The organism is Olivibacter sitiensis DSM 17696 (assembly GCF_000427965.1).
Lineage (GTDB): Bacteria > Bacteroidota > Bacteroidia > Sphingobacteriales > Sphingobacteriaceae > Olivibacter > Olivibacter sitiensis.
In genome coordinates, this window is record NZ_ATZA01000021.1 from 26118 (window position 1) to 47302 (window position 21185).

Annotated in this window: 22 protein-coding genes; 7 read left to right on the top strand and 15 right to left on the bottom strand. The window is 44.9% G+C overall.

From position 1 onward, the window contains the following. Positions 1-281: 281 nt before the first annotated feature. Positions 282-1676, bottom strand: coding sequence for an HTTM domain-containing protein (locus A37S_RS0112195; RefSeq protein WP_342663599.1), 1395 nt, complete (start codon positions 1674-1676; stop codon positions 282-284). Positions 1677-1846: 170 nt separating this feature from the next. On the opposite strand from A37S_RS0112195, the gene A37S_RS27495 reads away from it, so the two are divergent. Beyond that, positions 1847-2050, top strand: coding sequence for a hypothetical protein (locus tag A37S_RS27495; RefSeq protein ID WP_028297225.1), 204 nt, complete (start codon positions 1847-1849; stop codon positions 2048-2050). On the opposite strand, the gene A37S_RS28320 is transcribed toward A37S_RS27495, so the two are convergent. From A37S_RS28320 to A37S_RS0112225, 7 genes are all read right to left on the bottom strand, one after another. Further along, positions 1985-2248, bottom strand: a complete 264-nt coding sequence (locus tag A37S_RS28320; protein ID WP_211229786.1) for a type II toxin-antitoxin system PemK/MazF family toxin — start codon at positions 2246-2248, stop codon at positions 1985-1987. The genes A37S_RS27495 and A37S_RS28320 overlap by 66 nt on opposite strands. Positions 2249-2324: 76 nt before the next feature. Next, positions 2325-2555, bottom strand: coding sequence for a hypothetical protein (locus A37S_RS0112205; RefSeq protein ID WP_028297226.1), 231 nt, complete (start codon positions 2553-2555; stop codon positions 2325-2327). Positions 2556-2800: 245 nt separating this feature from the next. Then, on the bottom strand, positions 2801-3436 hold the full coding sequence (locus A37S_RS26275) for a S41 family peptidase (protein ID WP_051293091.1): 636 nt from the start codon (positions 3434-3436) through the stop codon (positions 2801-2803). Beyond that, positions 3436-4272 (bottom strand): hypothetical protein, encoded by an 837-nt coding sequence (locus tag A37S_RS26280; protein WP_051293094.1) that lies wholly within the window; start codon positions 4270-4272, stop codon positions 3436-3438. Before A37S_RS26280 ends, A37S_RS26275 begins: the two co-directional genes overlap by 1 nt. Before the next feature lie 466 nt (positions 4273-4738). Continuing rightward, positions 4739-5554, bottom strand: coding sequence for a tetratricopeptide repeat protein (locus A37S_RS0112215; RefSeq protein WP_157278616.1), 816 nt, complete (start codon positions 5552-5554; stop codon positions 4739-4741). Further along, complete coding sequence (locus A37S_RS0112220; protein ID WP_051293096.1) at positions 5526-5975, bottom strand: hypothetical protein; 450 nt, start codon at positions 5973-5975, stop codon at positions 5526-5528. The genes A37S_RS0112215 and A37S_RS0112220 overlap by 29 nt, the downstream gene beginning before the upstream one ends. A 216-nt stretch (positions 5976-6191) precedes the next feature. Then, on the bottom strand, positions 6192-8603 hold the full coding sequence (locus tag A37S_RS0112225; RefSeq protein WP_028297229.1) for an ABC transporter permease: 2412 nt from the start codon (positions 8601-8603) through the stop codon (positions 6192-6194). A 407-nt stretch (positions 8604-9010) separates the two neighbouring features. On the opposite strand from A37S_RS0112225, the gene A37S_RS0112230 reads away from it, so the two are divergent. Next, the gene (locus A37S_RS0112230; protein ID WP_028297230.1) at positions 9011-9418 is read left to right on the top strand and encodes a hypothetical protein; all 408 of its coding nucleotides are present in this window, start codon (positions 9011-9013) and stop codon (positions 9416-9418) included. Positions 9419-9429: 11 nt separating this feature from the next. Here the strand turns inward: A37S_RS0112230 and A37S_RS0112235 are convergent, their stop codons facing one another. From A37S_RS0112235 to A37S_RS0112250, 4 genes are all read right to left on the bottom strand, one after another. After that, positions 9430-10422: a YihY/virulence factor BrkB family protein gene (locus A37S_RS0112235; RefSeq protein WP_028297231.1), complete on the bottom strand. Its 993-nt coding sequence runs from the start codon at positions 10420-10422 to the stop codon at positions 9430-9432. Then, positions 10419-10835, bottom strand: coding sequence for an acyl-CoA thioesterase (locus A37S_RS0112240; protein ID WP_028297232.1), 417 nt, complete (start codon positions 10833-10835; stop codon positions 10419-10421). Before A37S_RS0112240 ends, A37S_RS0112235 begins: the two co-directional genes overlap by 4 nt. Before the next feature lie 4 nt (positions 10836-10839). Further along, on the bottom strand, positions 10840-11889 hold the full coding sequence (mltG, locus tag A37S_RS0112245) for an endolytic transglycosylase MltG (protein WP_028297233.1): 1050 nt from the start codon (positions 11887-11889) through the stop codon (positions 10840-10842). A gap of 85 nt (positions 11890-11974) precedes the next feature. Further along, positions 11975-12739: a PASTA domain-containing protein gene (locus A37S_RS0112250; RefSeq protein ID WP_028297234.1), complete on the bottom strand. Its 765-nt coding sequence runs from the start codon at positions 12737-12739 to the stop codon at positions 11975-11977. 216 nt (positions 12740-12955) lie between these two features. Between A37S_RS0112250 and A37S_RS0112255 the strand changes: the two genes are divergently transcribed. The 3 genes from A37S_RS0112255 to A37S_RS24570 all read left to right on the top strand — a co-directional run bounded on the left by A37S_RS0112255 (position 12956) and on the right by A37S_RS24570 (position 16693). Beyond that, positions 12956-14224, top strand: a complete 1269-nt coding sequence (locus tag A37S_RS0112255; protein ID WP_028297235.1) for an alkaline phosphatase family protein — start codon at positions 12956-12958, stop codon at positions 14222-14224. A 132-nt stretch (positions 14225-14356) separates the two neighbouring features. Next, the gene (locus A37S_RS24565) at positions 14357-15517 is read left to right on the top strand and encodes a glycosyltransferase family 2 protein (RefSeq protein ID WP_051293098.1); all 1161 of its coding nucleotides are present in this window, start codon (positions 14357-14359) and stop codon (positions 15515-15517) included. Positions 15518-15532: 15 nt separating this feature from the next. Beyond that, entirely contained in the window at positions 15533-16693 is a 1161-nt protein-coding gene (locus A37S_RS24570) for an acyl-CoA dehydrogenase family protein (RefSeq protein ID WP_051293100.1), read from the top strand. Here A37S_RS24570 and A37S_RS0112270 read toward each other — a convergent pair. Beyond that, complete coding sequence (locus A37S_RS0112270; RefSeq protein WP_028297236.1) at positions 16674-17252, bottom strand: class I SAM-dependent DNA methyltransferase; 579 nt, start codon at positions 17250-17252, stop codon at positions 16674-16676. The genes A37S_RS24570 and A37S_RS0112270 overlap by 20 nt on opposite strands. Further along, positions 17249-18007 carry a PIG-L deacetylase family protein gene (locus A37S_RS26285; protein WP_051293103.1) on the bottom strand — a complete coding sequence of 253 codons (759 nt, stop codon included), beginning with the start codon at positions 18005-18007 and terminating at the stop codon, positions 17249-17251. The genes A37S_RS0112270 and A37S_RS26285 overlap by 4 nt, the downstream gene beginning before the upstream one ends. A gap of 367 nt (positions 18008-18374) precedes the next feature. On the opposite strand from A37S_RS26285, the gene A37S_RS0112280 reads away from it, so the two are divergent. Further along, positions 18375-19610 (top strand): MFS transporter, encoded by a 1236-nt coding sequence (locus tag A37S_RS0112280; RefSeq protein WP_028297237.1) that lies wholly within the window; start codon positions 18375-18377, stop codon positions 19608-19610. Positions 19611-19716: 106 nt separating this feature from the next. On the opposite strand, the gene A37S_RS27770 is transcribed toward A37S_RS0112280, so the two are convergent. Further along, positions 19717-20199 carry a glycoside hydrolase domain-containing protein gene (locus A37S_RS27770; RefSeq protein ID WP_028297238.1) on the bottom strand — a complete coding sequence of 161 codons (483 nt, stop codon included), beginning with the start codon at positions 20197-20199 and terminating at the stop codon, positions 19717-19719. Between A37S_RS27770 and A37S_RS0112290 the strand changes: the two genes are divergently transcribed. Beyond that, positions 20194-21180 (top strand): TonB-dependent receptor domain-containing protein, encoded by a 987-nt coding sequence (locus A37S_RS0112290; RefSeq protein WP_028297239.1) that lies wholly within the window; start codon positions 20194-20196, stop codon positions 21178-21180. The two genes, A37S_RS27770 and A37S_RS0112290, sit on opposite strands and share 6 nt — an antisense overlap. The last annotated feature ends 5 nt before the right edge of the window (positions 21181-21185 follow it).

Below are 21185 nucleotides of genomic sequence, written 5' to 3' on the forward strand. Positions count from 1 at the left end.
CTACCGCAGGCAGGTAAGTTCTAAATTTTCTGGTGGCTACGCCACTTGTTGACTTAAAGCTTTCGACTTAACAATTTCAACTTACAACTTCTCCTATCCGTCCCGCCGAGTTTGGATTATGATATGCCGATTTCATTCCAAAATAGCAATTCATTGATAAATAAGATTTTATAAGTTTTTGCTTTCGTGTAAGTGTCCGAAAACGAACACTTCATGTTCACTTTTGGACAATTTAATCTAGGTAGGTCTAAAAGATGTGTATTCCTCTCTACAAAAGGATGTCAATATATACGGTGCAGCTTGCCTTCGCTCGGTTTTTCGAGTTTTTCAGGTGGATCGAGAATCCAATCCTGATGGGAAAAATAGCCCCATTTCACATGGGCAAGGTCAGTCTCTGAATTGATAAAGTCATAATAAGCACTTCCGTTTATCGATACCTTGGCGTGTACGTAAATGGCAATATCCTTTCCATTCTCCCGATATTGTTTCTTTAGGTGCTGTGCAAATTGCCAGATCATGTCCGGAGCCGCACCCATGCCATGCCGTTGATCCCTCGTCAGGTATTTGTTCAAATCTACCAATTCCTTTTTACCTGTGTGTTTATCGGTTATCCAGAACTGGACAGTGGCCGATTTCGTTCTCAACATCATCCTCCATGCCAGTCTATGACCTTCCTCTGTCCATAGCACATCGCCCGGTATAAACCAATGGCGTAGCGGCAGGTAAACCTGCCACAAAATGTAGATCGATAGTGCCAAGGTAATAGCCTTTTGTCGCCGCGATGGGGATGTATCCGGCTTTTGGTTGATGGTTTTGAACGGGATTTTTCGCGGAAGAAACAGCTTTCTGATACTTTCGGGAGGAAAGCAGAAGATGGAAAGGGCCAATGCGAAGTAGGGAAAGATCCCAATTTGCAAGGTAATGGAGTTGAACAGGTGAAAGATCAATGCGGCCACAAATGCGACTACGCGCGTTCGCCTCCAGAGTAGTAGCGGGATAATCAGGAAGTCGAAACCGATTCCGATCCAGGATACGATCAAGGCAAAGTGCTCGTTTTCCAACAAGGAAGCCATCTTTTGCCAGTCGAGTTGCTGCCTGAACCAGTGAGCCGACTGCCCAAAACGAAGGTGTAGGTACTGTCCGGTGTACCAACCCGGATAGATCTTTGCAATGGCGGCGAAAACATAGAGGATGAGTAGTTGTGCAATGAACAACAGCCGATTCCAATGACAGGTGTACGGTGATTTCATGTGCGGATGACGGCCTACATCAAGCGATAGGTAGCGGTGAGCAGGTATAAAAACCATGATCCAGCATACGAGCATGAGGAGATAGTAATGGTTGTTATAATGTGTTTTTTGCATCAAATAGGCTATAGACCAGCCTATGGCAAATAGCAGCATAGATGCTCTGTAAAACAGGCCTAAGGCAATCAGCAGGCCCAATATGCCCAAAACGACAAAATAATAATACATGGTTTGTCCCAATAGGAATTGGGTCCATTCAAAGCCAAAAAAGGTAAAGGTAAAAGCTGGGTCCACAAATACTTTCTTGACCCAACCGGTCAGTATGGCTCCCCAGCATTCAGCCATGATCAAAATCCCTAGAAAGATCCTGAAAACGATGATCTGCGCATTGTCGATTTTTTGGAAAAGGAACCTGGCCAACATAAGCATGCTTGTGTGGCAACAAATCTATGAATAAATGTGGTTATACCAGGTTCACCGGGGCATTTCGAAGAGCTAATTTATTGGTTCTATGATGGATGGTGTGGGCAACGGTATGTTACATTTGCTTGGCAAAAGCGATACAATCGTCATTTGCACTACCTTGCTTTAGCACTGCCATGGTGGATCGCTATCCCCCTCTGGAGGGGGTAGGGGGAGGTGAGACTGATAAATACATTCACGCAATTCTTCCCCCTTTCCTCCGCACTGGCTGGGCATACGATCATCTATCCGTACAAAACATCATAGAACTTAATCTATGCTTCAATATCGAGGACAACCAGTACATTTTCCTTTACTTTCTCTATGAGATGGGCGGGTAATTTTCCTATTTTCTTAATTAATCTTTTGTTATCTATTGCCCTGATTTGATCAATCATAATATCGCAATGCTCCAATAGATATCCAGTACCCTTTTTAACATGTACCCTTAAAATAGCTGCATCTTTTTGAACATTTGTCGTTATTGGGCAAATGATTGTTGATGGATGGGGAATTTGATTTAGGAGATTAGTTTGGATGACTAAAACTGGCCTTGTTTTTTAAGTTTCCGTGCCAATTTGAGGATTTAGATCCGCAACCCAGATTTCGAATTGATTAATCTCCATAATCTATATTCTCAAAATCCTTAAGCACGTTCATGGAATCTATTTTCACTAGATGGGATTCGCTTTTGAGCTGCTTCTCCAGCATTCTCCGTTTTTGAATCTTATTGTAGTATTCCAGTGCTTCGTTGATATAACGATTTCTGGGAATACACATATCCGCAAGAATCTTTTCGGTCTCTCCAAAAATGGAATCATCTATTTTAAGGGATACGGTTTTCATAGCTTTATTAGATATCCTATAAATATATACTTTGTTGATATGAAATGCAATTATGTTTTTACAAATACTAGTGTGTCATTATTTAGTTGTGCATTGTTGTTGTCAGTTCCTCTCGTAGCTCACAATCCGTCAGTAGTCGGACGAGGCACATAACTGGCAACTAAATGGCCCCAATACTTTCCGTATCCCTATTTTCTTACTACGCTTCACGGTATTGAACGGAACTGATATCGTGCGCTCCATATTTAGTTCTCACTTATTACTTTATTTACAAAGTCAACCCATTTATATGGAGGAATACTTTTGTCTATATAGTAATCAGGTTGAATTCCTTTTCCATCAATAGCCATATCTGGTATTCTATGACTTTTTGAAACGCAATACCATAGTTCAAACTCACCACAAGGAGATTGAGCGCCAGTCATATTGGAAATATCCAAAGCGCCAAAAGTTGTGGTCCCAAATAATTTTACCTTTTTACTCTGTTTAGCGGCTAAAAGAAATTGTTCGGTTGTACTGGCATTGACTTCATTTATAATAATGGCAATATTCTTAGGCTGCGGGTATATAGTGTCGAGTTTCTGTATGGAAATAATATCGTCGTTAAGTTGAACGAATTTACCGAGATTCTTGTCCAACTTTTCGTAGGCATCCTTAAACCATTTTCTATCCGACTCGTTAAAATTATCGTCTTGCGAATAATTCAGCATAGCCTGGTTGTTTTGCTTAGTAGAGAGTAATTTGACACCAACAGTTCTAATTGGATTGGTATAGAGATAGGGTATAAGGCTTCGAAAGGAACCATCGGCACCCCCTCCATTGCCGCGCAAGTCAATTACAAGATTTAAGGTGCCAAGAATTGTGCGATGATTGGCGTTCATCACACTGTCGATTGTTTTTTTTGTGAAATGTTAAAATTCGGAATTCTCAGATAACTGGTTTTATCCGATATCTTTTTAAAATACGGTTGTGTGCTATTTATGAACTCAAGATAGTCTTTTACCTTTTGTGCGTCTTCATAAACAGGGTTTTCTCTTTTCAACAAAAATGTGTTCCCTATTCTGATATGGTTTTTGCCTATTAGCTCTACATTTTGGCCTTCTATCTTAGAGAAATTTCTCATCCACATTTCGCCTGTATAGGTGTGGGTATTGCTGTCAGGATATAGTTTTAGTTTAATTTGATGCTTTTTCCATTGGGTTCCAGGTGCGTCGACGATGAACCCCGTATAGTCATTTTCGGTTTTGATAATACCTATGGTATAAGGTCCAGAGACCCATACACCTTCAGGTGTCATGCCTTTTAACGAGCTTACATAATCTTCAAATGCTTTATCGTCAACTTTTAAGCTCTTCTGATTCGAAGCTAAGTTGATTTCTGCGGCTATGGGTTGTGGTGTACTTTGTTGCTTCAATGCGATCCCAAAATGCCCTTTACGGAAAAATCTCAACCAGTCATATAAAATACGCGTACATTCTTGCAGTGTCTTAGCGGCCTGAACCCTTATTAATATCGCTGTGTTATGAGTTTCATAAGCATCTCTTCCTTTTTGGTCTATCACATATTGAAAACCAGCATCATTTTCTTCAAAAGTTTGTTTCACCCATTTAAAATTGCTTTCGCAGTTACAGTTTTGCCCAAAACTGAATGTCGAAATTAAAATGGCTATTAAAATTGAAATAGTGATTTTGGTCATAGTTTGATTTTTATGAATCATATTTGTTTTTAGCTGTTGCTCGGTAAAATTGTTATTCCAATACTGATTTTCTCGTTTCCTTACACGGCAGTCTAAAAGACGAAATATAACCTTTTATATACTTGACTTGAACATCAGCCGACAACTAATTTCGGATTCCTAATAGCCGATTTCGTTCCAAAAAAATAATATGCTGTTTTTTAATGGGTTGTGCAATTTGACCTAAGCTGCTATGTTCGTTTTCGGACACTCATTGTTCATATGTGGACAAATGGTTTAATGCATGTTTTGTGATGGCAGTTGTCCAAAATATAGATTTGGCACATATAGCTTAACGTGAGATTTTTGGCCAATGAGAACTTTCCATTTCCCAGTATTAAACTTTTAAGGGAGTAAGGATGGGATGTAAGAAGCATTGCAGAGGTAAAATACATTTACCGTCGTTGAAATCAACAATTTCCAGCAACGTAAATATAAAAAGGATTATTTACCTCCTAAAACTTAGTAAACTATCAATATCCTCCAAATAGATTTCCCAGGGCATTTCTACATAAGGATCGCTTATATGGTTGCCTTCATCTGTAAACAATTGATGAGCCCTCCGGAGAGCGGCCTGTGCCTTGGATCCTTGTCCCATTCGTTGCCACGTCAATCCTTTATAGTAGTGTACATCCGCCAACTTGTCATACAGGCGAATTTGTTCGTCAAAATCTTGCATAGCCCCATCATAGTTTTTTAGCTCTAATTTCAATATACCCCGATAGAGGTAATCATATTGGCCTATCCATTCTTCCCCTTTTGCCAATGCCGATTCAATACTTTTATTGAAGTATTCCAAGGCAGCTAGCGAATCACCCAGCCCCAGTTTGGCAAAAGCCATCCAGGTATAGAGATTGTACTCACCTGCTATCTTGAGATCGCTTTCAATCAATTGATCATATCGCAAGAGATCGTCCAATCCGCCCTCATAATCGTGCAGGAATTTTATCTTGCACCATCCGCGAACGTTCAAATAATGCGCTGGTTCCAGCTCAACGGCTCTATCCATGTAGTGTGACCAAGTGGCGTAATCACCCCGTTTTAGATAGGGCACGCTGATTTCTCTCCAAGCCTTGGCAAGACTAGGGCATAGCTTGATGGCACTATCGAGATAAATTTGGGAACGGTGGCTGCCTTGCCTCCCGTGCCGCTCATACAATTCTTCTGCCAGTTCACAATCTGTGATTGGATCGGCCTTTTTGGGACCATTACACGCTGCTATAACCAAGCAGAGACTAAGGCAAAATATCCACGGGTATCCCATTTCTTATTTTAAAGGTCAAGTATTGAAAATAGGCATAGGGTTGATTGTCTATAGTTGCAGGCAACCAATCGTCCAATTTCTTGGTGAACGACAATATGGAGTCCACGAGGCTGGGATGAAAATGGCTATTATGGTAGTTTTCATCTACCTGCAAGACCCTAAAACGGTCTGTCTTGCCTTCACAGTTCACAACGAAACGAATGGTGATGTAGCCTGATAATGGCTTGACGTCACTTTTGGGAAATTTGAGCTGCTTCAACAAACTCAACAACTTCTTTCTACCGCCGCGATAACCACCGGAAACGCCATAGTATTCGGGAATTTCCTTTGCTCCACACAAGTTAAATGTACTATCGTCCAATGCAGCGTCATAAGGGATATAGCCTACCTTGCCACCGTTTTGCGGCCTTAGCGAACTCATTTCCTGGGAAAGCCCTTTAATCGGAACAAATAGTAATATGAAAAGAAGGATACGCATTGTATAGTTGTGAGTTGCCAGTTTCCAGTTGTGAGCTGTGTGTGTAATATATCAATTTGCAATCTCTCGATTAAGCTATCAGTAGTCAGTTTTCGGCCATCAGCGGTCAGCGATCAGAAAGTCAGCCGATAGCCGATTTCTGATAGCTGACAGCCATTCCTATTCATCTCTCAAAGACTCCACCGGATTGGCCAAAGCGGCTTTGATGGCCTGAAAGCTGACCGTTGCAAAAGCAATGGCCAATACGGCCGCGGCCGTTAAGGCAAACATCCACCAGCTGATGGCAATGCGATAGGGAAATTCTTCCAACCAAAGGGAAGCTCCCCAGTAACCAAGTGGCAGTGCTAGCACAACAGCTATTCCCACCAAAATCAGGAAACGAAGGGAAAGAAGCGCTACCAATTGCCGCACGGACGCGCCAAGCACCTTGCGGACACCGATTTCCTTCGTGCGCAGTCGGGCCAATTGGGCCGTCAGTCCGAAGGTACCCGCACAGGCCACAAAAATAGCAATGGCACCAGCCGTGGCAATGAGAGTCATCACCACATCTTCCCGCTCGTACTGCTTGTCGAATACTTCATTGCTGTACGAATAGGCAAAGGTACCCGTGGCGGGTATTTGGGCAAATGCATTCCTTAGGTATTGTACAACAGGTTGTGCCTTGGTAGGATCAATGCGTATGCTGAGGAATTGATGACCACTTTGCATGGATACCGCTCCTGTATTATTGCCGAAATGAGCCAAGGGTTCTATGCCGCTGTTGAGCGCCCTATAGTTGAAATCGGCCGTTACGCCAATCACGGTATAGGCTTCACCTGTTTCTCCCTTGCCGTAGATAGATTCGCCTATTGCCTCTTCTGGCTGCCAGCCGAAGGCCAATGCTGCCCGTCGGTTGAGTATCACCGCATTGGTCTTTGCCAGTGCCTTGGGGTCATGAAAATTGGTGCCAGCTAAAAAATCAATGCCATATGTGGGAAAGTAAGCGCTGTCCAGATCATAGCTTACCCTGCAGTAAACTTCCGATGCATCGGCTTGGTCTTTTCTTGCGGTATAGGTATTGAACCAGTTACGATATTGACCGGGAATGTTTTGGCTAGTCGTATAATGTTGGATGTTCTGGAAATCAGCAAGCTGGCGAATGGCCTGATCGAGGGATTGGTATGCTTTTTCCCTATCTTTGAACCCGAGGTATGTGTCTACGACCATCACCTGATCCTTATCAAATCCCAGGTTGGCATTTTTCATATAACGCATTTGTTGCTGAACCGTCACCGTAAGGAACACAAATACAACTGCCAAAGCAAATTGGAGTACAATTAAGCCCTGTTGCAAAGGGTTTCTTTTGGGGAGGTTAGAGGCCTTTCCTTTCAAGGCCAGGGCGACGGGCGTGCGTAGCAGGCGTTTGGCCGGAATCCAAGCGGAAATGAAAGCCAATAGGATAAAGAGCAGGCAGACCTGTAGTACCACGGGATAGTCCATATGCCAGATGAAATCGACCGAGAACTCGGTGAGCAATTCTCTGTTGAAGTAGCGGATTAATGGGGCGATCAATGAAAGGCTGATGGCGAGGGCCATGGAAACCAGCAAAAAGGTTTCCGTGAGAAACAGAGCCATGATCTGCCGCTTGAACGATCCCAATACGTTCCGAACGCCCACTTCCCGAATGCGGTAGAAGGCCGCGGCAGAGCTAAGGTTAATGAGGTTGACGCTGGCAATCAATACCAGGAAAATGACTATCAGGCGTAAACCGCCGATATAGTAGTTGATTTGTGGTTCATAGCGGGGCGTGATGTCCCTGTACAGAAGAATCCCCAATTGTGGTTCCAAATCCTTTCGCGGAAAGTAATGGCCAGCCGCCTGGTTTAGCTTTCTTTCAAAAGCTTCCCTGTTGACACCCTCTTTCAACAAGACATAAGAAGTGACGAATCTATTTTCCCATCCGTCCGCCATTTGTCTGAAATAAGGTGTTTGCATGTAGAGCCATTGCACGGGCATCAAAGCGCTGAATTGCAGGGAAGATGCACCGGGAAGCTTCTTGAGCACACCCGTGACCGTGAGCCGGAGCGAATCGTTCCATTGGATTTCCCTACCCACTGGATTGAGCTTGCCGAATATGCGCTGGGCCAATTCATCTGAGAGGACAATGCTATTAACGTCGTTCAGGGCAGTTTGTTCATTGCCATACAGCAAGGGGAAGGTGAACATCTCCAGAAAGTCGGGATCCACAAAGTCTGGGGTGATAGACCAATCTCCTCCGCCATACTTCAATATATAGGTGTCCCAAGTGAGAGTTCTGGTTGATTTTTCCACTTCTGGAAAATCTGTCTGCAATAGTTTGGCAATAGGAAAAACAGTTCCGGGAGACAGCGCATTGTCTTTGTTTCCTTCCTCTAAAGCATATAAGCGATCGCCCTTTTCGTGGAAATCGTCAAAAGTGACCAGTTTGTTTACCAATAGCAGGATTCCAATGACGCTTGTGAGGCACAGCACCAGCGAAAGCACGTTGATGGCTGTAAAGAGCCGATGCTTCCAAAGGTTCCGAATGGCAATTTTGAAGTAGTTCTTTATCATAGTATTTAGATTTGAGACATTAGATATGAGATTTGAGACTCGTTTCTACGTATATCGGCCTTTTTATAGCTCATAACTCGTAACACACAGCGGGCAGCTTATACTGCTTTGGTCTTTAATTTCCTGCCGCCTTTTTTATTCCATAAATGCAATTTATTGATTTATAATTTGTTATGTATTTTTTATTTATTTGATAATGTACGTTTTCGGACACTGCTTGTTCATTTATGGACAGTGGAGCATGGCAGCTATCGTCTTCTAATCTTCTCAGGGGACGCAAACGAATATCTTTTTTGCTTGACTGTCAAACACAAAAGCTATAAATTTGAAATATACATAATGGCAAGAATAGCTGTTCTTTAACGAATAAGAATCTAATTTCATGGTTTATTTTTTAAAACAAGTATATGATGAAAAGGAGTTTCTATTTATTCACCCTGTTTTTGCTGCCGTTATTGGCAGCTTCCAGATCTTCTAAATTTGAATCGCTCGTAGGTAGCTGGGTAAAAGTGTCTGGTGATTCCAAAGTACAACGCGTGGTGTTTTATCCCAACCAACGCATCCAGTTCATCTCTGCCAATGGCAGTATTTTTCAGCGTCTTATCATGGACGAAGGAAAGGGCAAGGTAGTAGATTCCCTTCTGCAGGGACGTATGGAATACCTAGACATCGTAGGTCGTGTGGTAGAGAGCACACCTGTGAAGATAACCATCATGCACAAGAACTATATCAAGCTCCATTACAACAACAGAGAAGTGACATTGTTAAAAATGTCTCCAAAAACTGAAGATATAAACAGCAGAAAGTTTAGATAAGGAGAGGGGCATTATCTTTTCTTTATCAATTTGTCTTGCACTTTATCGTCAGACTTGAAGCTGTTGAACCTGGGTTTCACGATTTTTATGCTGTTTTTGGAAAGCATGATGCTGGCATTCAGTTCGAAGCCCAGTAGTAGGATAAGCGAGTTGATATAGAGCCACACCATGATGACGATGAGCGTGCCTATGGAGCCATAGAGCTTGTTGTAGGTGTTGAAATTGTTGATGTAATAGGCAAAGCCCCAAAAGGTCAGCGCGGCCAAAATAGTGGCAAGGGTGGCTCCGGGGCTGAAAAAACGCCACGCCATGGGTTTGGACGGGCCGAAACGATAGAGCATGTTCAAGGTAAAGAAATAAATGGCCAGCAGGATGATCCATCTGGTGAGGCCAATGAGCCAGGTCCAAATACTATTGTTGATCTCGATATTCGTTTCCAGGTAATGGATAATATAATTGGCAGAAGTAATGATACCCATTCCTATTGCCAGTGCCATTACCATCATAAAGCTTAGCGCGATGGATACCAGCCGCTGTTTGATGAAACTTCTACTTTCCGTAATGAGCGACGACTTATTGAAGGCTACCATCAGACTGTGTATGCCATTGGTGGAAAAGATGAGGGCCATGAGAAAACCGACGGAGAGCAATCGGCTGTTTTGGTTTTTCACAATGTCTTCGAGTGTCGACTGGATGGCGAGGTAGGCATTGTGCGGCAATATCATGCTCATGAATTCCAGCAATTGCTCCTGAAAGTTGTCAATAGGTATATAAGGGATGAGCGTGAAGAGAAAGATGATGCCGGGAAAAATGGCCAACATGAATGAATAGGCTAGGGAAGAGGCTTTATTTAGGAGAGACTCCCTCGCTATTTCCTGGAAGAAGAACAAGGCCACGGTGTACAAGGGCAGTTTCCCGAAACCGGGCAGCACAACGATCTTCGTCCACTCAATGAAATATTGATAGGGCTTAAAATCCTCCAGTTTTTTTCTTAGCCAATTCATGTATTATCTTCAAAATAGGGTTTCAGCATGCTGGCAAAATCCGCGGGACAAAGACAGGGTTTGTTCTTCATCATATCCACAAATACCAAGGTGGTTTCACCCGTATTGATCAATTCATCCTTGGGATTGTATACCTCGTATTCAAACCGCATCCTCACCTTGGGCATTTCCTTCAGGATGACGCGCACACGCAAGAGCTCATCGTAATGGGCCGGCTTGATATACTTGCAGTGCAGTTCAATGACCGGAAGCATCACCTTATTTTGCTCCATAGCACTATAAGAGGTGCCCAAGCTCCGCATCATTTCCGTACGGGCTACCTCATAGTACTCGGCATAGTTACCATAGTACATATAGCCCATTTGGTCGGTTTCTCCGTATCGTACCCTGATGGAAGTCTCAAATACAAACATGACGTTATTTCTTTATATTTCTTTCGTTAAGTGCCTGCTGGAATTTCCGGGCATTTACAAGATGCTCGCTCACGGTCTGTGCAAAATTGTGATAGCCAGAAAAATCATCTTTGGCGCACATATACAAATAATTGTGTTTCTTGTAGTTCAGTACGCCGTCTATGGCAGCTATACTGGGCATATTGATGGGCCCTGGTGGAAGACCTTTGTAAAGGTAGGTATTATAAGGCGAATCCGTGGACAAATGCTTGTTCAATACCCGGCGAATGGTGAAATCATTGGTGGCAAAAATCACCGTAGGATCTGCCTGCAGCAGCATGCCTTTTCGTAAACGGTTGAGATATAGTCCTGCTATGGCAGGCATTTCGTCATTGTGCAAGGCCTCTCCACGTACTATAGATGCCAATATGCTTACCTGTATGGGCGTAAGGTTCAGGTCGCTTGCCTTTGCCCTTCTTTCTTCTGTCCAAAATTTTTCATATTCGCTGTGCATACGCTCAAAAAAATCGGGAGCGGAAGTATTCCAATACAGCTCATAGGTATTGGGAATGAACATGCTGTAAAAGTTGTCCGTATTGAATCCATATTTATGGGCGAGCGTTTCATCGTAGAAAAGCTGCATGACGATAGCCGAATCTGGCTCTAGCTGTGAGGCCACCAATGCCGCAAAATCACTTTTGAGCCTCACGTTCTGAAAACGTAGCTTCACAGGCTCTTGGAGACCACCGCCCAGCATATTGATCAAAGCCCTATTGTTCATACCTGGTGTGAGCCTGTATTTTCCCGCCTTTACACGGCTGGGATATTCCATTTTTGTAGCTGCCCAGCGGAAGGTGGCTGTGTCTTTTACGATGTTATTTATAGCCAAATTGTGAATGACACTGTCTATGGTAGACCCGGTAGGTACATATAGGTATTGCTCGCTGTCGGTTACGTTTGGAGCAAAATACCGCTCATAGTAGCGATAGGCAATAATTCCCCCAGCCACCAGAACGGCCAGTAGGAAGGCCAATAGTACTTTTTTTCCTTTACTTTTTTTCTTATTTGTTTCCATTAAACGTTTTTTCAATGATTTACTCCCGTAGATGGGGTTCCAGCATATGCTCCACAACAACTAATAGCTAATAGCTAACAGCGAATCAGTTGCTCAATTCGAGATTGATGCCTGTGCCAATGCTAACTTTCTTTTGCCCCGTGGAATCTGCAGCAGGAGTTTGCCGGATAATCCTAGCAGCGCTCGAGTCCGTCACAGACCCCACATAGGTCACATTGCCAAGCGACAAGGATGCCCCTTGAAGTGTGAATCGAGCCTCATCCAGCGTGAACCCCCTGAGATCCGGAACTTCTACCTCACTATCCCCACGCCCATCGCCCAGTATCAGATCTATCTTCGAGCCCTTGGGGATAAGTTGGCCCACCTGTATATCTTGCCCACCATAATTTACCTCCAGCACACGGTCACGTGCGATGTCGGGTATATAGGTGGTATCGCCCAGTTTCAGTCCGTAGTTGTTCAAGGTAGCTAAGGCTTCTACAAGGGCCATGTCCACCAAATCTGGAAACTGCACTTCAGGCGCACTTTTGGTAATGATGGTCAAGTACAGGGTCCTATTGTTTTTTACCTTGGTGCCCATATCCGGATCTTGCTCAATAACCAATCCGGGAGGACTGTCCGCTTGGTACACTGAATCTATTTGATAACGGAACCCTTGGGCCTCCAGCGCTCTTATGGCCTCTTCTATCTCCATTCCCTTCAGATTGGGAACCGCAATCGACTCCCCATGGCGGGTATAGAAACGTAAAACAAAAAATGTCAGGAGCAGGAGCACGAAACCCGTAACGAGCGCAATAATAAGGTTATTTCTGAACGTGATCGTTTTGAGATATTGCAATAATTTATTCATCTAATATAGCTATGAATATTTTTTTAAACACAAAAAACTGAATACCAGCTTCTTGCTTCTTTTACTATTTCAAATTCACTAGGCAACGAATTTAGGGATAAAAACGAAGAGTATCATTGAATTTTTGCTTTTAGTTGTTAAATCAACAGTATTTGGCTGGAATTCCCGATAAATTAACCTAGCAACAATATAAACAAAAATACGTAATATAGCGTCATGGAAAAATGCTACAACCTTGCACTGGCTATTTTCTTATGGCTAGTCTCCTTTGCCTGTTTTGCCCAAACGGATACCGCTCAGCAAGTAATTCCCAACAGGCTTAATGGTACCGATCAGTTGACCAAACCCTATGTGATATTGATTTCCGTGGATGGCTTTCGCTATGACTACATGGAGAAATATGAGGCAAGGCACTTGCAGCAACTAGCCAGTAAGGGCGTAGAAGCAGATGCGCTGCTGCCTTCCTTTCCCTCTGTTACTTTTCCTAACCATTATAGCATCGTCACAGGCATGTATCCGGCACACCACGGCCTTATTGGAAATACCATCTATGACCCTGCGAAGAAGAGCAGGTATAACATGAGCAATGCCAAAGCGGTGAAAGACCCCTCGTGGTACGGCGGTATACCCATTTGGACGCTGGCAGAGCAACAGCACCTCTTGAGTGCGTCCTTTTACTGGCCAGGATCGGAGGCTCCCATAGCAGGCTTATTGCCTTCATACTATTATCCCTATAACGAAAAAATACCCATTGCGCAACGTATTCATGCGGTGGTGGAATGGCTGTCATTGCCCGAGGAAAAAAGACCACATATTATCAATTTTTATTTCCCAGAGGTGGATCATGCAGGACATCGATATGGCCCCGATGCACCGGAAACGGCGCAGGCCGTCCATTTCGTAGATTCTGCGGTATATGCACTGAGCTTGGCGGTGCAAAAAACGGGCTTGCCAGTCAACTTTGTTTTTGTTTCCGACCACGGCATGACTACCATAAATCAAGATGAGCCGATTAATCTGTCGCCCTTACTGGATACCACAAAGGTGGATGTGGCTTTCAATGGCACCATTGTGGATGTACATGTACGCGATAAAAAGGAAATCAAGGCCATATACAACGTCTTGAAGGCAGGGGAGGAGCATTACAGGGCCTACCTCAAAAAGAAAGTCCCTTCCAAATACCATTACGGTAAGAAGGATGATCGCTTTAAGCGCATTGGCGACATCGTCCTGATCGCCAATGCACCTTATTATTTCTCTATCAAGCGTCCCAATCCCGGCGCGCATGGCTATTATGTGTACGATACGCCGGATATGAAAGCTACTTTCCTGGCGTGGGGACCTGGCTTCAAAGAAGGTGCCCACATTCCTGCATTTGAAAACATCCATATCTATCCCTTATTGGCCAAAATGTTGGGACTGCATTATGAACACCATGCTATCGATGGCAAGATGAAAGTGCTGGAGGGAGTCCTGAAGAACTAAATGCTCGATTTTTCGGGAAAGGCTAAATCGGTATCACATAGACTGAGGAGCAAACCAAATACCACTTACGGTGTTGCTATATAAAAATGGGATTAGAACGATCAATCTTTTTTTTTTTGCTACCATCTATCTATGAATACTTATACAACGGTTGCTCAGATGCAACATCTGTTTGCAGCACCGACAAACTGTAAATTACGTGCATGTATCATTGTACCGGCACGTAATGAGGAAGTCCTGATTGCCGATGCCCTGACGGCTTTATACAGCCAATATACACCTGACGGCATGTTGGTGGATAGGGAAACTTATGAAGTCCTCTTACTGGTAAATAACAGCCACGACCAAACCTATGCGCTTGCCAGGCAATTTCAGGAAATACACCCCGATTTCCAATTGCAGGTGGAGGACATAGATTTGACAGGCAAAGAGGCACATATTGGCACCATTCGCGGATTTCTTATGGACAAAGCCTGTGAGCGCATATCTCAAAATGGAAGGGGCGATGGTATCATCATCTCCACTGACGGGGATACACGGGTGGACATCCATTGGCTTCACCATACGCTGGAGGAATTTGATAAGGGCTGCGACGTGGTAGGGGGGCGTATCTTGTCCGAGAACGGGGAACCTCATTCCTATAAGTATCATTTGCGCAATGTCTGCTACCGTTACCTGACCTGTCAATTGGAATCGCTGATAGACCCCTGTAATCACGATCCCTGGCCTAGGCATTTCCAATGTTTTGGCCCGAGTACGGCGGTGCGGTGCGAGATATACAAGAAGGCGGGTGGAATACCACCCTTACCTTTCTTGGAAGACGAGAACTTCCGGAAGGGGCTTTTGCGCATCGATGCCAAACTGCGGCACTCACCCAAGGTGAAGGTCTATACATCGGGAAGACTGGAAGGGAAAGTGGATTTCGGTTTTTCCGGGCAATTGCAGCAATGGAAAGAAATGTATGAAGCAGGGCGTAATGTCCTTGTAGATAATGTGCAGGCGCTCAAAATAAAATACGATGCCAGGCACCAACTAAGGCAATTGTTCTTGAAAAAAGATGAAGAGCTTTGCGTGGAGGAAATCAACAAACTGGCCAAACAGCTTGTCGCAAATCCCTTTCTGCTATCAAAAGCATTGTGCGAAAGCCATTTTTTTGGCCTATGTTGGGAGATCATAGAACAGGGAATCGATAGACAGGGATGGGAAAATAAGTATCCCTTGGTGTCCATTGAAGAAGGAATCGCGCAACTTAGACAAGAAATCAACAGAATGGCCAAGGTTTCGGCCGCATAAGTAGATCAGCGTAATATGTGGACATCTGAAGAAATAAATATAAATGGATTTTTCGACAGCATGCGGCAACTCAATGGGCCAACTGCTCAAGGATCGGGTATTCCCAGCGAAGAGATTGCGCTGCTGAAATCCAGTGGTTTGCTCGGTATTGTGCTTCCGAACATGCCCTATGATTTTCGGGATGGGCATATGCCCTCCATATTGCACTTGCTCAAACGCTTTGGCCGTGCGCATGGTGCCATGGGGCGTATATACGAAGGGCATATCAATGCGCTATTCTTGATTCATCAATATGGCATGGCACGGCAAAAGGAGCACTGGTATCGCTTGGTGCTGGAGGACCAAGCCGTTTTCGGGGTTTGGAATACCGATGCCCAAGATGGCTTGCGCTATGTTCGGACAGCAGAGGGTATAGTCTTGCAAGGTAGCAAGGCTTTTTGCTCGGGGGCAGACTTGGTAGATCACGCCCTTATGGGAGGCAAATGGGAAATAGATGGGCAGGATACTTGGCAAATGGCCATTTTGCCTATGTACATGGTAGAAGAAGGACGAATAGACCGTGAGTCTTGGAATACCCTGGGCATGCGAGCCAGTATAAGCTATACCATAGATTTTTCAAAGCTAAAGATGGAGGAGCAATCATTGCTCGGCCGACCGGAGGATTATACCAAAAGGCCCTTCTTTTTGGGAGGAGCTATCCGTTTTGCGGCCGTGCATACAGGTATGGCCGAGGCCATTTTGCAGGCCACGTTGAGCTATCTCATCAAGATGGGTAGAACGGACGACGTTTTTCAAAAAGCACGCTTGGCCCATATGGAGATGGCCCTCCGGACCGGAGATCTATGGCTTCGCGAGGCTGCGGCATGGTTTGATAAGGCTACAGTTGACGCCGACCAATACGGGGAAGCATTGGAAATGCATGCGCATATGACCAGGCTAGCCGTAGAACGAATAGGCCTCTATGTTATAGAACAAAGTGCCATATGCGTAGGAGCCAGGGGGCTGATGGCCGAAGAAGGCATAGAAAATCTACACCGCGATTTGTTGTTTTATCTACGCCAACCCGCTCCCGATGCCACCTTGCAGCAGGTGGGGACATTTGTGGTCGATAAGGGGACCAAAATAGTAGATATATTCGATGGGCCGTTAGAAGGTGCTACAGCACGCGTTTTTTGAAGACATCTATCCGGTAAGAATCTTCTTGATAGTGATAGATGGCTTGCCATTCCTCGTGCCCTAGCATGACCTCATGTACTTCATCTCCAGTCATTGAACAATCTTCAATGGCTGGGCGCCAATGTGTAGCAGCAAAAATGCCTTGTGCAGTTAGACTACCGATGATTTTTTGCAAGGTTTCATATAGCTCAGATGCCGATAAATAATAAGCTACTTCACTCATGACGATCAGGTCGAACGTGCCATCTGGAAATGTTTGCGGCACTGCTGCGAGCATAAAATCTACATGGTCTTGTTCATGCAGACGTTCTTTTGCTTGTGCTAGGGGCTTTTCACTGATATCGACGGCCAGCAGTCGCTCGCACCTAGGGGCTAGCAGCTGAGTGAATACACCGATGGAACAACCGATCTCCAAGGCAGAAGAATAGCGCCTGTCGGGTATGGCCTCCATGGTGCGCCGGTACTTTGCCTTTTCGTAAGGGCTTCCCTCAAAGTTCCATGGATCATATCCCTTGTCATATAACGCGTCGAAATATAGTTTGTCCGTTCGTTTGCTCATAAGGTAGTTTTGTGGTCTACAATGAAATATTCGTTTCCCTGATTGAAATGCTGCAATACATCGGCTGTCAACAGGAATCCAGTGGGATCATTGAATATATGGGCATCCAATTGGGATCGATGGCACTGCAATGCTGCCCATTTAAAAGATTGTTCTTCTGGTGTGAGTTTCAAGCAACGGATATCGCCATGCTGTAGCGCCAGCAGATCTTCCTCTTTTCCCAATTCATATACCCAAATGGGGTATTGCCATAGGCTGATATGGCTCGTTGCCGACAAATCGAAGGCTAGCTGGTAAGCGGCCCGATGATCGCAATGTGGGTCTAACTGATAGGGTGCCAGTAGGAGATCAATGTGAAGATTGCTAGTCAGTTGCTCCAATGCATTTAGGTAACTGGTATATTGTTCTTCACCGCGATGCGGAAAGCGACTATCTGGCCCATTGAAGAAAAAAAGGTGATCTGCCTGTATATTTAATATGCTGGCAGCAGCTATAGACTCCTCGTTACGTATCTGGGTACGGCTCTTGGCATCAAACAGGCGCGAATGCGGATGGGACATACTACCATCTGTCAGAAAGACCACATATACGTTTGAGCCTAGTGCCATAAAACGTTGAATCAACCCAGCACAGCCCAAGGTCTCGTCGTCTTGATGCGGAGCTAGCAGCAGCACATGGCGATATTGGTGCATGGGCTCGTCCGTTAGTGGCCTAGCCTCCTGCAATAAATCCACTATTCTTTCCTTTGTTTTCATTACCAAGTTATAGATGCCACCACTAATAGATACATGGACAAACGGGGTATTGTTTTGTGTACATGATAATTCCTTGCGGCCCCTAAATACTCATTTTGAAATAGCATTATTTTAATTAGCTTTGGGCAATTTAGCCAAGAAGCTAATCCTTCAGGGGGCCTTTATAGGAGAGTAAAACGTACCTGTGGAAGATGGCTTAGCAAATAAAATTAATATAAACCGATTAGTATATTTCTCCTATGTTGGATCGAGATTTTTCGATGTTAAAGGCCAGGCTGAGAACTATTGGGAGCGGTTTTGCCTTGTTCCAGCTAAGGGTATAATGCCAATCTTGTAAAACCAATCAATTAGTAACCTGCAACAAAATATGCAACAACAGGAAAAAACAACATTTCAGCATCTGGCCAGTATACCGGTCTTGGTGGCGGCTCTTGGTTATTTTGTGGACATCTACGATCTGCTCCTTTTCGGCATCGTTCGCATTCCCAGCCTACAGGACTTAGGGCTGGACGAGGAGGAAGTCTCTGCCGTCGGCAGGGCCATCCTCAACTGGCAGATGACGGGATTGCTCCTAGGGGGCATACTATGGGGTGTCATTGGCGACAAAAAGGGGAGGTTGTCGGTTCTTTTCGGATCCATATTGACTTATTCTGCGGCCAACATAGCCTGTGGTTTCGTGTCCAGCCCCGATGTGTACAAGGTCTTGCGTTTCGTGGCTGGTATTGGGCTTGCCGGAGAACTTGGGGCAGGGATCACCCTAGTTTCGGAGATACTGCCCAAGCGCTTGCGGGCCATCGGCACCTCGTTGGTGGCCGGTGTGGGGCTCTGTGGAGCGGTGGTAGCCTACATCACCGTCGAACTGTTCAGTTGGCGGCAGGCCTATTTCATTGGTGGAGGAATGGGAATCTGCCTACTCCTGCTACGATTGGGGGTATTCGAATCGGGCATGTTTGCCAATATCAGGCATGACTCCGGTGTGCAGAAAGGTAATTTTCTGGCTTTTTTTACGAGTAGGCGCAGGCTAGTACTCTATCTCAAGTGCATCGCACTGGGTTTGCCTACTTGGTTTGTCATCGGTATCCTATCTACTTTTTCCAATGAGTTTGGCCGGGCGCTTGGCCTGGCAGAAGAGATAAAGCCGGGGCTGAGCATTATGTGGTGCTACGTGGGCCTGGCATGTGGGGATTTGATGAGCGGGCTCATCAGCCATGCGCTGCACTCGCGTAAGCGGGCGGTTACCTATATGATGCTCTTTACGCTGGTGGGGAGCGTTTTCTATCTCTCTGGCCTGATAGACAGCTCTTTTATGCTGTATGGCACCTGCCTGTGGATGGGATTGGGGATAGGCTATTGGGCTATGTTCGTGACCATCGGCGCCGAGCAATTCGGTACCAACCTAAGGGCCACGGTGGCTACTACGATACCCAATATGGTGAGGGGAGCGCTGGTGCTCATGACCTCATTATATGGAGCGGCCAAGCCATCGCTGGGAATATTGCTCTCGGGAGCGCTAGTAGGAACCATTACTTTTGCCTTGGGCTTCTTTGCCGTACTTACCATACCCGAAACGCACGATAGGGACCTTGATTTTCTGGAAGAATAATATCGTTGGAACACGCTGTCGGCATCCGTATGGGTAAAGCGGTAATTGTCTGGCCTGAACGGCCATAATATAACGACCTATTCCATCATCAGGGGTAGAATGATATCTAGTTTTTTAAATTAAGATTCGGCTCATTCCCCATCTTTATTTTTAATATTTCTCCATTTACGATATCTTCAAATGGCATGAATACGGAGCTGCGTTCTTTTCCGTTTTTGCTTATGGATTGTACGTATATATTTTCCGTCGAGTTGTTTTCCACCTCGATAGTAAACTTCCCTCCTCGGTAGTAGTCTTTATTTAGTTCTATCTCTATTTTGTCAAATATCGGGCTTCCTATTTGGAACTTAGGATCGATCGCTGTCAACCCCTTTACATCAAACAAACCTATCCCTGCCATGACACCGGCTGGAGACTTACCGAGGAATCGTTCATGGAAAACGGATGGTTCGATGATCTCAAGATCAGGGCGGGTTATGGCGAAACCGGCAACGAGGGGTTCAACGCCTATACCTCCACCCGTATGTACGGCATGGACACTTGGTGGTTGTTTGCGGGAGACTGAAACCGTACTTATGGCGTGATGCATAACCAGAATCAGAACATTCGTTGGGAGGTCAAAAAGGAATACAATCTGGGACTGGATTTTGCCATACTAAACAATAAGTTGCGTGGACGTTTTGACTATTACAAAAGGAAGGTGGATGACCTCATCTACGATATCAGTGTGTCCCAACCGCCTGCCATTCACGATAGGACCACCATGAACATCGGCAGTATGCAAAACGAAGGTTATGAGTTTGAGTTAAATTACAATGCCGTGAATACCAGCGACTGGAATTATACCACAACGCTGGTAGCGTCCCATAACAAGAGTAGATTGAACTCTCTTTGGGGAAGCCAGACATTCTCTGACAGGAAGTGGTTTCCGGCCCCGGGATCACCGGGAAATGCCGTACGTCTGTTTCCCGGACAAGATATAGGTAGGTTCTTTATATGGCAGTTTGCCGGATTTACGGACGACGGCCAATGGATGCTCTACGACCAAAATGGAGATGCCTTTGACGTCACCGAAAGGAACAAAACCATCGCGGACAAACGCTTTATCGGCAACGGTATACCGCGTTTGCAACTATCGTGGAACCATGCCGTTTCTTATAAGAACTGGGACGCTAGCGTGTACATGCGAAGCTGGCTTGGTTACGATGTGTTCAACATGATCAACATGTATTATAGCCTATCCAATGTACAAGGGCAGAACGTGCTTCGCACGGCCTATGAGGAACATCGTGACATTCGCGGTGAAAAAGAGCTCAGCGACTATTGGCTGGAAAAGGGCAATTTCCTGAAAATTGATGTGATCAGCCTTGGATACACGTTCAAAAAGAGTTGGATTGGGCCGCTGCAGAACCTACGGCTCTATGCCACAGGGCGGGATTTGTTTGTGTTTACGAAATACAGCGGTCTGGATCCAGAGGTGAATATAAATGGATTGGAGCCAGGCTTTGAAGAACGGAATGCTTATCCCAAAACAAGGACCTTCATGGTAGGATTGCAGGCTAATTTTTAACCGAT